Here is a 13,551-nt window from a genome sequence, read left to right as displayed (position 1 = left end):
CCTGACAAACCCCTACACATTGTCGGGTCTGACACACCGCGCCGGGGTTTGGGACCATGCGGCCCTTCACCGCTGGTCCATTGCAAGACGCCCACGCGGCGCTATGCTCGGGGCCATCAAGAAGGTGGCGACATGACCAGCGGCGACAATAAGGAAGAAGCGGGCCAACCCGCTCCGCAAGACACCGATCCCCCGTCCGTGGATTGGACGGACCCCGCGGATGAACCCGCTCCCGTATCCCAACGCCAGCACAGGACGAACCTGCTCCGGGTGCCGACCGACCTGCTCGGCTCGACCGCGTTCAACGACCGGCCGGTCCCCCTCCACATCAGCGGCACAAGGCAGATCCACGCGGCGCTGTTCGCCAGCCTCGAGGAGACCCGGACGGCGGTCGAGGCGGGGGACGTGTTCCAGGCCTACATGGGCGATCACTTCGGGATCTCGCCCGATTTCAGCGGCAGCGCCGGCGCCGACGGACGGAAGCGGTTCCGCTCGTCCTACCTGCGGCTCCTGAAGGGATGGATGTTCGACAGCAACAATGCCGAGGGCGCCGTCCTGAAGGGCTGGGTGGAGAGCAGGTTCGGCCTGCTGCCCACCTTCCACAAGGCGCCGCTGCGCCGGATGGCGTCGGACGCCTGGGCTGGCTACCTGGAACAGAAGCTGTCGACCCGATTCCACAACAACATGATCCACGAACAGCTCGACCTGCTGTTCGAATTCTGCCAGTGGTCGGTGCCTCGGCTGTTCGGACCGGATTGCGCCCATTTGACGCTGTACCGCGGCGTCAACGATTTCGAGGAGCACCACATCGTCGGCCGGTCCGATGGGGCGAAGTCCCGCCGATCCGTGATCCTGCGGCTCAACAACTTGGTTTCGTTCACCAATGACCGCGATATCGCGGGCCAGTTCGGCGACCACATCCTGGAGGCCCGGGTCCCCAGCGCCAAGCTGGTGTTCTTCCGCGACCTCCTGCCACGCTACCCTTTCCAGGGCGAAGGTGAATACCTTGTCGTGGGCGGCGACTACCGGGTCACCGCCTCGATATTCTAGGACAATCCATCTGGAAAGCACGGCACAGCCAATGATCGACCCCAAGATCAGGGATCGCGCCCTGGGTGCGTATCTCGGCTTGGCCTGCGGTGACGCGCTTGGCGCCACCGTCGAGTTCATGACCAAGAGCGAGATCGCCCGCGAATACGGGATCCACCGTCACATCAAGGGCGGTGGCTGGCTGCGGCTGTCGCCGGGCCAAGTCACCGACGACACCGAGATGTCGGTCTGGCTGGGACGCGCGATCATCAAATCCGCCGGCTGGGACCTCAAGCTCGTCGCCGACTGCTTCGCCGAGTGGCTGCGTGGCGTGCCGGCCGATGTCGGGGACACGACACGGCGCGGCATCCGCGGCTACATGATCAAAGGCGAGATCGAGGCCCCCCTGTCCGAGACCAGCGCCGGCAACGGCGCCGCGATGCGGAACCTGCCGGTCGCGCTCTCGACCCTAGGCGACGACGCTGCCTTCATCCAGCGCAGCCTGGAGCAATCCCACATCACGCATAACAACCCGCTGTCCGACGCGGCGGTGCTGTGCCTGGGCCGCATGGTCAGGCGCCTGATCCAAGGCGGCGGCATCAAGGATTGCCGCGAGGAGGCCAATAGATTGGTCGCGGCGCACAAGGGCTTCCGCTTCACGCCCTACTCGGGCCTGTCGACCGCCTATATCATCGACACCATCCAGACGGTGTTCCACTTCTATTTCCGCACCGACAGCATCGAGTCCTGCATCGTCGAGACGGTCAACCAAGGCGGCGACGCCGACACCACCGGAGCCATCGCCGGCATGCTGGCCGGCGCCACCTATGGCGCGAAGGACCTGCCGCCACGCTGGCTGAGGAAGCTAGACCCGCAGGTGCGGACCGAGATCGAGCGCCAGACCGATCTGCTGCTGGCGCTGTCACCGGCTTGCCGAACCGGCTGAGCCGGCATCCGCCCCACCCCCATTCCGAGGATACACCAGCGTTGGCGACCGTCATCTTCTTCGAAAAGCCTGGCTGCGTGGGAAACGCCAAGCAAAAACGCCTGCTGGCCGAGGCCGGCCATGTCGTCGAATCGCGGAACCTGCTGGCGGAACCCTGGACCGCCAGTTCCCTCCGCCCCTACTTCGGCGACCGTCCCGTCGCCGACTGGTTCAACCGTTCGGCGCCCGCCGTGAAATCCGGGGAGGTCATTCCGGAGGCTTTCGGCGAGGAGGCGGCGCTCGCGGTCCTGGTCGCCAATCCCCTGCTGATCCGCCGGCCGCTGATGCGGGTGGGCGAACGGCGCGAGGTTGGGTTCGAACCGGCCCTGGTCGACGCGTGGATCGGGCTCGCGACCCCCGTCGACGGTTCGATCGAGGGTTGCCCGCGTCGGTGAAGCCCCTCGACAGACGTCCCGGATTCTCGTAAGGCCATCGTCATGTGCGAGCTTCTGGGCATGAACGCCAACGTTCCGACCGACATCTGCTTCAGCTTCGCCGGCCTGATGCGCCGCGGGGGCGAGACCGGTCCCCATTCCGACGGCTGGGGCATCACCTTCTATGACGGCAAGGGGTGCAGGAGCTTCCATGATCCAAGCCCAAGCGCCGAATCGGAGATCGCCCGGTTCGTCCGCGGCTACTCGATCAAGAGCACCAACGTCATCTGCCATATCCGGCGCGCCAACCGCGGCCGGGTGGCGCTGGAGAACACGCACCCCTTCATCCGCGAGCTGTGGGGACGGTACTGGACCTTCGCCCATAACGGCCAGTTGAAGGGCGTCAAGTCGCTGCCCCTGTCCAGCTATCTGCCGGTCGGCACCACCGACAGCGAGCATGCCTTCTGCTGGATGCTCGACCGGCTGCGGGAACGCTGGGACAGGCCGCCCGCCTTCAAGGCGCTGTGCCGCGAGATCGAGGCGCTGTGCGGTGAACTGCACGCGATGGGCGTCTTCAACCTCCTGCTGACCGACGGCAGGGCCTTGTTCTGCTTTTGCGGTACCAACCTCGCCTGGTTGACGAGGCGGCATCCGTTCGGCAACGCGACCTTGATCGACGAGGATCTGAGCGTCGACTTCGCCCAGGAAACCACGGCCAGCGATGTCGTCACCATGGTCGCGACCCGCCCACTGACCCGCGACGAGAACTGGACGATCATGGATCGGGGCGCCTTGGCCGTGTTTCGGGATGGTCGCCGTCTTTGACGATGGATATCCCGGCCAAATTGTATTAAATTAAGTATACTCGCGTCGAGACTGGGTATTTGGGAGCCGGAACCACCACATGACCGATCTTGGAACCGGTCCGGAATCCCTACTGGACGCCCTTCTGCGCGCCTCCTCCGACGCCATCATGGTCGTGGAGCGGCGCTCCGGCGACATATCTCCCCGTCCGCTCAGGCTGAACCCAGCCGCCAAGTCCCTTCCGACGACGGCGATGGCGGCCTTGATCGAGCGGTGCGGCGAAGCGTCCGCCGATGGACGGCCGTCCGTGGCCGAACTCTCGGTCATCGAGGATGGCGCCGAGCGCTGGTTGCGGCTGACCGCCGTTCCCGATGGCGCGGTCGTCGTCGGCACCGCCACCGACATCACCCCGCTCCACCAGTCCCGGCGGCGACTGGCCGATCTCGGCGCGGAAATGGATGAGATCAAGCGGGAGGCGGCGCGGCAGCGGGAGGCGGCCCACGCGGCCGGAGACGCGAAGACCCGGTTCCTGGCGACCATGAGCCATGAGCTGCGCACCCCGATGAACGCGATCCTGGGCTTCGCGGACCTGCTGAAAGCCTTCACGATCGACCAGCGGCAGCTCTCCTATATCGAGATCATCCGGCGCTCAGGCCAGGATCTGCTGCGCGTCCTCAACGACATCCTGGATTTCAGCAAGATCGAGGCGGGCTTCCTGACCCTGGAGAGGACACCCCTGAGCCCGGCGTCGATCGCCCGTGATATCGTCATGCTGTTCGCCACCAGCGCCCGCGACAAGGAGACCTCGCTGTTCGTCACGACGGACGCCGACGTGCCGGAATGGATCGAGGGCGACGTCACCCGTCTGCGTCAGGTTCTGTCGAACCTGATCGGCAACGCCTGCAAGTTCACCGAGGACGGCCGGATCGATGTCCGGGTGTCGGTAGGACCAGCCGGCATGGTCGAATTCGCCGTGATCGACACCGGCATCGGCATGACGCCAGAGCAGGTCCGGCAGCTCTTCCAGCCCTTCGTGCAAGCCGACGAGACCACGACGCGCCGGTTCGGCGGCACCGGCCTGGGGCTGGCGATCAGCAAGCGGCTGGTCGAGGCGATGGGCGGCTCGCTGCGGGTGAACAGCATGCCGGGTGAAGGCTCCGCCTTCCTGGTCCGCATCCCGGCGCCCCTCTGCGCGGCACCGGCCCACGCCGACGACAGCCTGATGGAGGAGATGGCGATGGCCGATTTCCGCCGCGTGCTGCTGGCGGAGGACAACGCGATCAACCGCATGCTGGTCGAGCGCATCCTGGAGCAGGACGGGCACGAGATCATCTCGGTCCCGGATGGGCGCAAGGCCGTGTTCGAGCTGTCCGAGTGCGGCGTCCGCTCGGCCGAACGCCCCGATGGCTACGACCTCGTCCTGATGGACATGCACATGCCCGAGATGGATGGTCCAACCGCGACGCGGGCCATTAGGGACCTGCGCGGCCCCGTGTCGGCGATCCCGATCATCGGCCTCAGCGCCGACGCCATGTCCGAACAGATGGACCGGCACATGGCCGCCGGCTTGGACGGGTACCTGACCAAGCCGATCGACCACGGGAAGCTCCGGGCCATCGTCGGCCGGGCGCGGACGGCCAGCGCCCCGACGCCCTCGCCCGGTCTCCCCGCCCCGACGGCACCGCTGACGAACCAGGTCGAGCCGTTCGACGGCGACCTGATCGACGAGGCGCAGGTCGAGGAGATCCGCGCCGGTGTCGGTGACGAGATGCTGGCCGAGTTGCTGACCGCGTTCTGCGATGATGTGGGCATGGAGTTCGACCGGGTGCGGGACGCCACCGCCGCCGGGGATTGGGCAGCGCTGGCGGCTTCCGCCCATACGCTGAAGGGCGTCGCCAGCAACTTGGGCGCCGCGCGGATCGCCGGATTGGCGAAGTCGCTGGAGATCGCGGCCAAGGAAGCCGCCAGCGCCACCACCTCGACCCTGGTCAAGGTGGACTTAGGCTTGATCGACGATCTGGCGGTGGCGGTGGATCGCACCGTCCGGGCGCTGTCGCGCCGGACCCGAGCGTTTCCACCGCCGGCTTTTCAGGAGGCCGACAAGACCTCGACCGCTTCGGCGAGGGAGATATCGACCGGGGTGATGTCGTAGGTTTCCACGAACTTCGCCTCGTTCTTGCTCAGCTCGCCGGGCAGGATCGCCCAATGCTTGGTGGACGACCGCTTGATGATCTGGCGCGCGAAGGTGCGGCCGATCTCGCCGTCGAACCGGCATCCCAGGAACAGGAAGTTGCGCCCGACCCGCAGGTTCTGGACCACCGCCGGGATTGGCGACTGGATGTCGATCTCGGTCAGGACCTCGACATAGTCGCTGTCCGAAACGAGATAGTTGCCGGCCGGGGTGACGGCGCCCATCGGCTTGTACAGCACCTTGCTCCAGCCGGCGGCGGCGTCGCCGGTGGTCGGCTGGTTCTCAGCGTCGAAATAGCGGACCCACTCACCCAGCGATTGCGGATGGCTCATGCCCTGGATCTGGCCCCAGGACGCGGTGCCGCCGGCTAGGGCACGCGCCATGGTGTCGTCGTACCAAGTGTCGACGATCAGCGGCAGTTCGGGGATGCCTGCCAGATACCGGTGGAGCGCGGTCGGCTCCACGCCATCCTTGAACAGGCTGGTCAGGATGGTCTCCAGCGTTCTGCGGTGCTTGTGGCTCTCGATGTACTGCGCCGCCGCCGTCAGCTGGCGCCGGATGCGGCCGGGCACCGCCGCCTTGGCGGTCAGGGCCGCGACCAATTCCTCGGGCGAGCGGGGGATCGAGCTCGCACCCTCGACCAGGTCGAACACGCCGGCTCCGAGAAACGGGATCACCTGCCGGGCCTTCAGTCCGCCGGCGATTTCCGCCAGCAGTGTGTGGGCTGTCGTCATGGTCCGAATTCCTTCAATAAATGGCGGTTCAGTAGATGGCGGCACCAGCGCCGGAGTTGATGGTCGCGTCCTTGAGCCGTTGCACGATGAACCCGACCTGATCCTGGTCGAGCGCGCCGTGGAACGGCACCGCGATGACGCGGTCGGCGGTCTTCTCCGCGATCGGGCAATCGCCACGCCGCCCTCCCCGCTCGGCGTGGAATTGCTGCAGGTGCAGCGGCACGCCGAAGGACGCCGTGTCGATGCCCTGGGTCAGCATGTCCTCGATCACGGCATTCCGCAGGCTGACCGAGAAGCGGGTGCCGAGATGGACGGCGTAGGCGTGGCTGTGGACGACGGTGACGCCGGGCGCGTGATAGGGCGGCTTGATACCCTCGAAGCTCTGCATCGCGTCCTCGTAGAACCCAACGACGGTCCGGCGCCGCTCCAGGATCTCGTCGATCCGCTTCAGTTGCACGAGGCCCAGCGCCGCGTTGAGGTTGCTGAGCTTGACCTGCCAGGGAACGTTGTGGCTGATGACGACCGACTTCAGATGCTCCGGCTCGCGCTTTCTCAGGTAGCGCAGGCGCGAGGCCAACTCGTCGTCGTCGGTCACGATCATGCCGCCTTCGCCGCACAGCAACGGGCCGGGTTCCGAGAAGTCGAACACGGCGCAGTCGCCGAAGCTTCCGACGATCCGGCCATGATAGGTCGAGCCGACCGCCTCGCTGGAATCCTCGATCAGCGCCAGACCGCGCGCGTCGGCCAGCGCCCGGAACTCGTCCCAAGGTGCCGGGTGGCCGTTGGTGTTGCCGACGATGATCGCCTTGGTCGCCGGCGTGATCCGCTCCGCCGCCTTGATCGGGTTCAGCGTATGCGACCAATAGTCGATGTCGGAGAACACCGGATTGGCGCCGACCAGCGCGATGGCGTGGACCACCTGATGCCAGCCATAGGGCGAGCACACGATGTCGTCGCCGGGACCGAAGCCGCTGGCCTTGAGCGCCAGGATCATGGCGACGGTGCCGCTGGTCACCGCGATGGCGTGCCGCCGGCCGACATAGGCGGCGAAGGCCTCCTCGAAAGCCTCCGTCAGACGGCCGTCGTTCAAGCTGGCGGTCTTGAGGATGCGCTCCATCACGCGGACCTCGGCGTCGCCAATATCCGGTTGGGTGAAGGCGATGTCCTCCATCAGGTCCCCGCCGCCATCCTCGGCGCCATCCTCCGCATCAGCCTGCGCGTCATCTGCCAGATCGTCGGCGGGAGCATCGGTCATGCCTCATCCTCGCGTTCGGCGATCACGATGCCGGTGGCCCGCGCCGGCTCCCGGGTCACCTTCCAGCAGTGGTCGTGGCTATCCACCAGATAGAGCAGGTACGAGGGTTCTTCCCGGTACGGCTCGTCGGACAGGTCGCTCTCCAGGCAGCCGGTGATGGTCAGTCCCTGGAACCTCTGCTTCAACGCCTTGACGATGGCGTCCCGCCGGGTCCCCGCCGCGTAGAGTTGGGACGCCTGTGCGGCTATGCTGTCGATGCCGGAGGGTGAGAGGGCCATGTATCAGCCCTCGACCTTGCGGGCTTCCACGGTCAGCGGCAGGCGGGTGTCTTCCGGCAGGTCGGGCATTTCGAGAACCCAACCGTTCTCCAGGGTGATCTTGCCGCCCCACATCGCCGGCTTCTCCGAAGAGACGACGGGGGTCTCCAGGTCCTTCTTGGCCACGTAGATGGTGTATTGGCCGTTGGCCTTGCGCAGCATCACTTTCATCGCAACTCTCCAGGGGTCATCCAAGGTCGTTAATGTCACCGCCGCTCCGCCGCCGCGCCATCAGGCGGCGAGACGCGCGGCGATTGGCGGCAGGGCTTCCAGGACGGCGTCGATATCAGACGCCGTGGTGTGGTGGCTGAGCGAGAAGCGCAGGCTTGACGCCGCCAGCGCCGGCCCCAGGCCGAGCGCCAGCAGGACGTGGCTGGGATCCATGCCGCCGGCGGCGCAAGCGGCCCCCATGCTGACCTGGATGCCCGCCTGATCGAGCCGCAGCAGCAGCGCCTCCCCCTCCAGGGGACGGCCGCCGCTGTCGGTGAAGCTGATGTTGGAGGTGTTGGGAAGCCGGGCGGCGCCGGCGCCGTTGATCCGGGCGCCCGGCATCCGCGCCAACACCCCCACTTCCAGCCGGTCGCGCAACGCCGCGATGCCGGCACCGGCGCCCGACGCGAGCCCGTCCGCCGCCAGCCGGGCGGCGACGCCCATACCGACGATCGCGGGAACGTTCTCGGTGCCGCCGCGCAGGTGGCGCTCCTGATGGCCCATGATCATGGGCGCCAAGTCGAAGCCCTTGCGGACGAACAGCACGCCGACGCCCTTGGGGCCGTGCAGCTTGTGGCCGGAGAAGGTCAGCAGGTCGATCCTCAATTCGCGGAGATCGACCTCCAGCCGGCCGACCGCCTGGACCGCGTCGGTGTGGAAGGCGGCGCCGCGCGAACGCGCGACATCGGCCGCCTCCATCACCGGCATCAGCACGCCGGTCTCGTTGTTGGCCCACATGACCGAGACCAGTGCCGTGTCGCTGGACACCACCGCCGCCAGTTCGTGACGCCGGATCCTGCCGGCGTCATCCACCGGCAGGATGGTGACGTGGTAGCCCAGTTCCTGGAGGTGCTTGAACAGCATCAGGTTGGATGGATGCTCGACCGCCGTGGTCACCACGTGCCGCCGCTCCGGCCGGGCGCGCAGCGTGCCCAGGATGGCCAGATGGTTGGCCTCGGTGGCGCTGGCGGTGAACACGATCTCGGCCGTCTTCGCGCCGATCAGGCTGGCGACGGCGCCCCGTGCGGCACCCACCGCCCGCTTGACCGCCATGGCCGGGCCATGGGCGCTGGACGGGTTGGCGTATAGGTCGGTCAAATAGGGCAGCATGGCGTCCACGACCTCGGAAGCCGGCTGGGTGGTCGCGTTGTTGTCCAGGTAGATCACGGCGGGCCTCGCGGGGTCGGTCATGGTGGCCTGGGTTCGGGCGGCTTGCGGTGGATCGCCGATCAGCCCATCCGTCCGGGAGCGGCGGAGCGGACGCCGAGTACGGGGATGATCTCCTCCTCCAGGCAGCCGATCAGCTTGCCGCCGGGAAACTCGACCAGATAGACCGGCAGGTTGTTGGCTTCCGGCGCGTAGCCGACCCGGACGATCTCGCCGACCGTGTCCTTGACCACCAGCAGGCCGCCGACCGGAGTGTCGGGATGGCTGCCGTCGTTCAGCAGATCGACCAGTGCCTTGACGGCGATACCCCACTCGTATTTCGGCTCGCGCGGCGGCGCGAAGCCGGCGAGGTTGACCGCCTCCTCCTCCTCGACGGAGACGTCGATGACCTCGATTTCGGAGATGTCGTCCGGGCCGGTTTCGATAGTGGTCTTCCGATCGGTCATGGCTGCGCTCCGAGGATGGGTATGGGGATGGGTGTTCGCGAACGGCGGCTGTCAGCCGGTGCCTAGGGCGTGTCGGGGCGAACGAAGTTCTGGGGAGCGTTGGCGTGGGCGTCGACCATCTCCAGTTCCTTCGCGCGCATGCCGATCACCCGGCGCTGCTCGTAAAAATCGACGCTGTAGATGTGATACATCTGAAGGTACGAGCCGACGCTGATCATGTAGCCGACCGAACCGGCGGGGATCAGGACATCACCGACCGGCGCTCCCGGATATGTCCCATCGTTGCGGACGTCGCGGATGCTGCGGACCTTCTGCCCGACCTCGAACACGGGCGGGCCTTCCAGTTCGTTGGCGTCGCGGGGATTACGGTTGGCCATGGCGGTCGGCTCCTCTTGGGAATGAATCGGGCGGCTTGGCGCTGGTCATGGCAGGTCATCCTGGAGCACCAGCCCGGCGCGGCGGCCGCGGGCGATCTCCCGCACCTCCTCGACGGGATCGTCGATCAGGGGATCCAGGTATTCATCGGCGATGCGGCTGGCGACGACGTAGCGGACGCACCAGTCGGCGTCGTTGATCATGGCGGCCAGCTTGTCCGGGCACAGGCGTTGCGCGACATGCAGGCGCACCCGCTGGTTCTCGTCCCAGGCCATGCTGGCGAGCCATTCCAGGCCGATCCTGCGGGCGACCTCCAGCCGGACCTCGGCGTCCTCGTCCCGCATCATCGCCGGCAGCATGCCTTCCGGCACCCGGCGCGCGACCCGCAGGCGCACGGAATAATCGGGATCGCGCATCATCGGGGCGAGATCGCCATCCTCGAGCCGGCTGGCGACGGAGATTCGCACCTCCCGGTCGGGGTCTCCCCGCATCTTGAGGAGCAAGCGGCGCGGCAGACGGCGGGCGACGCTGCTGCGCACCGTCTCGTCAAGGTCGTCCATCAGGCGCGGCACGTGGAACAGCGGCGCGTGGCGCACCGCTATGGCGCGGACCTCGAAATACGGGTGGTCCAGATGCTCGGCCGCCAGATCCTCGTTCCATTGGAAGAAGCGCTGGATGCGCTTGGCGTAGCGGTCGTGGACGCAGGCCTTGAGGGGCTGGCACCGCTGCGTGGCCAACCGGTCGGCGAAGCGGCAGGAGGCGCAGTCGATCGGCCGTCCCAGCCAGTCCAGCGACTCGTCGATGTCATGAAACGTCATGATCAGTCATCCTCCCGGTCGTGTTCCCGCCGGTCGAGGACGGCCAGCAGGGGACGGGTGCCGACCCGATCGGCCGGATCCAGTTCGGCCACCTTCTCCAGGATGACGCGGCCTTCCGCCTGACGTCCGACCCGGACATGCAGGTAGCCCAACGCCTTGACCGTGAAGAGGTAGACGCGCGGCCCCGGTTCCAGCGAGTCGAAGTCCGCGTGCCGCCGGGTGACCTGTCGCCAGTCGCAGTGGTTGAGACCAAGTCCGGCGCTGGCGTGTTCGAGCATCCGATGGGCGTAGGCCAGGGCCTCGGTCAGGCGGGCCTTGTAGAGGAAGTATTTGTAGTGGCCGAGATCGACCGCTCGGTGCCCAGGGGCGATCTGGGCGGCTCGCGCAAGATGGGCTTCGGCGGTGGCGTCGTCGCAGTAGTGACGGCCCGCCAGATGAAGTTCCCGCTCGGCCTCGGCGGGAAGATCACCGCCGTAGTAGCGACGCGACAGCCACGCGTCGTCTTCGATGTCGCCCGGATCGTGGCCGTGGGTCTCCGATCGACCGGAGTTCGTCCGGTCGAGGGTCATCGGGTCCAAGGGTGACGTGTCGGACGGTGACACACGAACACTCCCGTCAACGCGGGGCCAAGAGGGGATCGGTGATGGGATTGCCTGGGCGCTCCCCCGTCACCGATCCGGTGCGTCAGGCGGGAACGCAGCAGTCGGCCGGGCAAACCGCCGCGCACTGCGGGGCGTCGAACTTGCCCTGGCACTCGGTGCACTTGGCGGCGTCGATCACATAGGTGCCCTTCTTGAAGCTGATCGCCTCGTTCGGGCATTCGGCCTCGCAGGCGCCGCAGACGGTGCAATCGCTGGCTTTGATTTTGTAGGCCACTTCTCTTCTCCTATTGAATCCGGCCTCGCCGCCGGAACTATGAAATTTGTCACTTGGTTTTCAACCGCCGTGGCGTTGCCGCCAAGGTGGTCAATCAGCGCACCCGATCGCGGTCCGGGCGTGGTGGCGCGGTCAGGCGCGACGGGCGGTGTAGGCGCCTTGCCGGATGGACGCGTCGGCGCCGATCTTCTCGTGGATCGCCCCACTGCCCAGCCGCTCCGTGTAGGACGCGTAATAGGCCAGGGCCGATTCCTCGATGTACTCGAAGGCATAGCTGTCGACCGGCTCGATGCCGGCCGCTTCCAGCGACTTGCTCGGGCAGCCGCCGATCTTGGCGACGAACACCGCGACGCAGTCGTTGATCGCGTTGATGATGGTTTCGAGCCCGTCCTCGTCACCCGAACCGCCTTCGCAATACAGGTCGACGCGGCGGTGACCGACGAACTTGGCGCCCTTGGCGGTCACTTCGTAGATCTGGAATTCCTTGGCGTGGCCGAAATGCTCGTTGATCCGCTCGCCGCCCTTGGTCGCGACGGCGACCAGGATCGGCTTCTCGCCGGCGATGTGGGCGACCTCGGCGATGGCCGCCGCCTTGGAGGCGTGACGGGTCGCGCGCTCCGACTCGACATGCTCGCGGTAGGTCTCGCGCTTCTCGAAGCCGGCCCCGTCCAGGTCGACATCCATCAGCATGACCTTCTCGGCGGTGAACTCGCTGCCGCGGTCCTCGCCCAGCAGGCCGACCGCGTCGGCGCGGCACTGGCGGCAATGCCGCATCAGCTTCATGTCGCCTTCGCACTTGTCCTGAAGCGCCTTCAGCTCCTGCGCGGTCGGGCCGCGCTGGCCGGTCAGACCGAAATGGGTGCCGTGCGCTGCGTCGGAGATCAGCGGCATGATGTTGTGCAGGAACGCGCCGCGCTTCTTGACCTCGCGGTTGACGTCGATCAGGTGCTCGTCGTTGATCCCGGGAATCATGACCGAGTTGATCTTGGCCAGGATGCCGGCCTCCTGGAGCATCTCCAGGCCCAGCATCTGGCGTTCGTGCAGGATGCGCGACGCCTCGATCCCGGTGTAGCGCTTGTGGTTGTGGAAGATCCACGGATAGATGTGCTGGCCCACCTCGGGATCGACCATGTTGATGGTGATCGTGACGTGGTCGATGTTGGTCGCCTTCAGGCGATGCACATAGTCGGGCAGCGCCAGACCGTTGGTCGACAGGCACAGCTTGATGTCTGGCGCCAGTTGGGAAAGCTGGTCGAATGTGTTCAGGGTGTTCTTGGCGCCGGCGGCCAAGCTGTCGCCCGGACCGGCGATGCCGACGACGGACAGCTGCGGAATCTCGGCGGCGACCGCCAGGACCTTGCGGACCGCCTGATCGGCGGTCAGCTTCTCGCTGACGACGCCCGGACGGCTCTCGTTGGCGCAGTCATATTTGCGGTTACAGTAATTGCATTGGATGTTGCAAGCCGGAGCCACCGCCACATGCATGCGCGCATAGTAATGGTGCGCCTCCTCGCTGTAGCAGGGATGGTTCTTGACCTTTTCCCACACTTCCGGAGCCATGTCCGACGGGCCATCGGACGAACCGCAACTGGATGTCGTGCAGCCCGATGCTTCAGGCGCTGGCTGGGACTTCATTTCCCCTAAGGCGAAGATACTGTCCAGCGAGATTACATTCATGGTCCAATCCTTCCCGTACAGCCAAAGACGTCCCGGAGGCTCTGCGGAAGGAGGACAGCAAGAATGGGGCCAGTTTCCTTGAAACCGAAATCCGTTTCAGTTTCAATCAGTTAAGGAGCACCGGACAATTTTCCGATGTCATGTTGGCAACGGGGAGCGTGATGTCTGTCGGGATCCTGTCGGATAACCGACACGGATTGGGGAGGGTTTTTCGACGGAGTAAGCGTGCGCGTCGGACCCACGAGCCCCGAAAACGTGAAAGGGGCGGCGATGTGATCGCCGCCCCTCCCCCA

At 66.4% G+C, this 13,551-nt stretch carries 16 protein-coding genes; 5 read left to right on the top strand and 11 right to left on the bottom strand.

Features of this window, described 5'->3' with window-relative positions; translation table 11 throughout:
• Positions 1-132: 132 nt before the first annotated feature.
• The 5 genes from N825_RS17660 (at position 133) to N825_RS17640 (ending at position 5,344) form a co-directional block, all read left to right on the top strand.
• The gene (locus N825_RS17660; RefSeq protein WP_084164828.1) at positions 133-1,050 is read left to right on the top strand and encodes an NAD(+)--dinitrogen-reductase ADP-D-ribosyltransferase; all 918 of its coding nucleotides are present in this window, start codon (positions 133-135) and stop codon (positions 1,048-1,050) included.
• Between the two features lie 31 nt (positions 1,051-1,081).
• Positions 1,082-1,975 carry an ADP-ribosyl-[dinitrogen reductase] hydrolase gene (gene draG / locus N825_RS17655; RefSeq protein WP_037454645.1) on the top strand — a complete coding sequence of 298 codons (894 nt, stop codon included), beginning with the start codon at positions 1,082-1,084 and terminating at the stop codon, positions 1,973-1,975.
• Between the two features lie 41 nt (positions 1,976-2,016).
• Complete coding sequence (locus N825_RS17650) at positions 2,017-2,409, top strand: ArsC/Spx/MgsR family protein (RefSeq protein WP_037454643.1); 393 nt, start codon at positions 2,017-2,019, stop codon at positions 2,407-2,409.
• Positions 2,410-2,451: 42 nt separating this feature from the next.
• Positions 2,452-3,213, top strand: coding sequence for a class II glutamine amidotransferase (locus N825_RS17645; protein ID WP_037454641.1), 762 nt, complete (start codon positions 2,452-2,454; stop codon positions 3,211-3,213).
• A 79-nt stretch (positions 3,214-3,292) separates the two neighbouring features.
• Positions 3,293-5,344 carry an ATP-binding protein gene (locus N825_RS17640; RefSeq protein WP_051512513.1) on the top strand — a complete coding sequence of 684 codons (2,052 nt, stop codon included), beginning with the start codon at positions 3,293-3,295 and terminating at the stop codon, positions 5,342-5,344.
• Here the strand turns inward: N825_RS17640 and N825_RS17635 are convergent.
• From N825_RS17635 to nifB, 11 genes are all read right to left on the bottom strand, one after another.
• On the bottom strand, positions 5,281-6,117 hold the full coding sequence (locus tag N825_RS17635) for an SIR2 family NAD-dependent protein deacylase (RefSeq protein WP_037454638.1): 837 nt from the start codon (positions 6,115-6,117) through the stop codon (positions 5,281-5,283). The two genes, N825_RS17640 and N825_RS17635, sit on opposite strands and share 64 nt — an antisense overlap.
• 28 nt (positions 6,118-6,145) lie before the next feature.
• A complete protein-coding gene (locus N825_RS17630) occupies positions 6,146-7,372 on the bottom strand; it encodes a DegT/DnrJ/EryC1/StrS family aminotransferase (protein WP_245613150.1) in 1,227 nt (408 codons plus the stop codon).
• Positions 7,369-7,650, bottom strand: coding sequence for a hypothetical protein (locus N825_RS17625; protein ID WP_037454635.1), 282 nt, complete (start codon positions 7,648-7,650; stop codon positions 7,369-7,371). The genes N825_RS17630 and N825_RS17625 overlap by 4 nt, the downstream gene beginning before the upstream one ends.
• Before the next feature lie 3 nt (positions 7,651-7,653).
• Entirely contained in the window at positions 7,654-7,860 is a 207-nt protein-coding gene (gene nifT, locus N825_RS17620) for a putative nitrogen fixation protein NifT (RefSeq protein WP_037454632.1), read from the bottom strand.
• Positions 7,861-7,920: 60 nt separating this feature from the next.
• Positions 7,921-9,090, bottom strand: coding sequence for a cysteine desulfurase family protein (locus tag N825_RS17615; protein WP_037454629.1), 1,170 nt, complete (start codon positions 9,088-9,090; stop codon positions 7,921-7,923).
• A gap of 38 nt (positions 9,091-9,128) precedes the next feature.
• The gene (locus tag N825_RS17610; RefSeq protein ID WP_084164827.1) at positions 9,129-9,512 is read right to left on the bottom strand and encodes a nitrogen fixation protein NifZ; all 384 of its coding nucleotides are present in this window, start codon (positions 9,510-9,512) and stop codon (positions 9,129-9,131) included.
• A gap of 62 nt (positions 9,513-9,574) precedes the next feature.
• Positions 9,575-9,889 carry a nitrogen fixation protein NifZ gene (locus N825_RS17605; protein ID WP_037454627.1) on the bottom strand — a complete coding sequence of 105 codons (315 nt, stop codon included), beginning with the start codon at positions 9,887-9,889 and terminating at the stop codon, positions 9,575-9,577.
• Positions 9,890-9,934: 45 nt separating this feature from the next.
• Positions 9,935-10,705 (bottom strand): 4Fe4S-binding leucine-rich repeat protein, encoded by a 771-nt coding sequence (locus N825_RS17600; protein ID WP_037454625.1) that lies wholly within the window; start codon positions 10,703-10,705, stop codon positions 9,935-9,937.
• Positions 10,706-10,707: 2 nt separating this feature from the next.
• Complete coding sequence (locus N825_RS17595; RefSeq protein WP_245613149.1) at positions 10,708-11,307, bottom strand: hypothetical protein; 600 nt, start codon at positions 11,305-11,307, stop codon at positions 10,708-10,710.
• Between the two features lie 82 nt (positions 11,308-11,389).
• Complete coding sequence (locus tag N825_RS17590; RefSeq protein WP_037454623.1) at positions 11,390-11,581, bottom strand: 4Fe-4S dicluster domain-containing protein; 192 nt, start codon at positions 11,579-11,581, stop codon at positions 11,390-11,392.
• Between the two features lie 132 nt (positions 11,582-11,713).
• Positions 11,714-13,258 carry a nitrogenase cofactor biosynthesis protein NifB gene (gene nifB, locus N825_RS17585; protein ID WP_037454621.1) on the bottom strand — a complete coding sequence of 515 codons (1,545 nt, stop codon included), beginning with the start codon at positions 13,256-13,258 and terminating at the stop codon, positions 11,714-11,716.
• Positions 13,259-13,551: the final 293 nt, after the last annotated feature.

Origin of the sequence: Skermanella stibiiresistens SB22, from assembly GCF_000576635.1 — a bacterium.
In the GTDB taxonomy this organism is placed as follows: domain Bacteria; phylum Pseudomonadota; class Alphaproteobacteria; order Azospirillales; family Azospirillaceae; genus Skermanella; species Skermanella stibiiresistens.
Note: the sequence above shows the minus strand (reverse complement) of the source record. Positions and strands in the feature narration are given on the sequence as shown.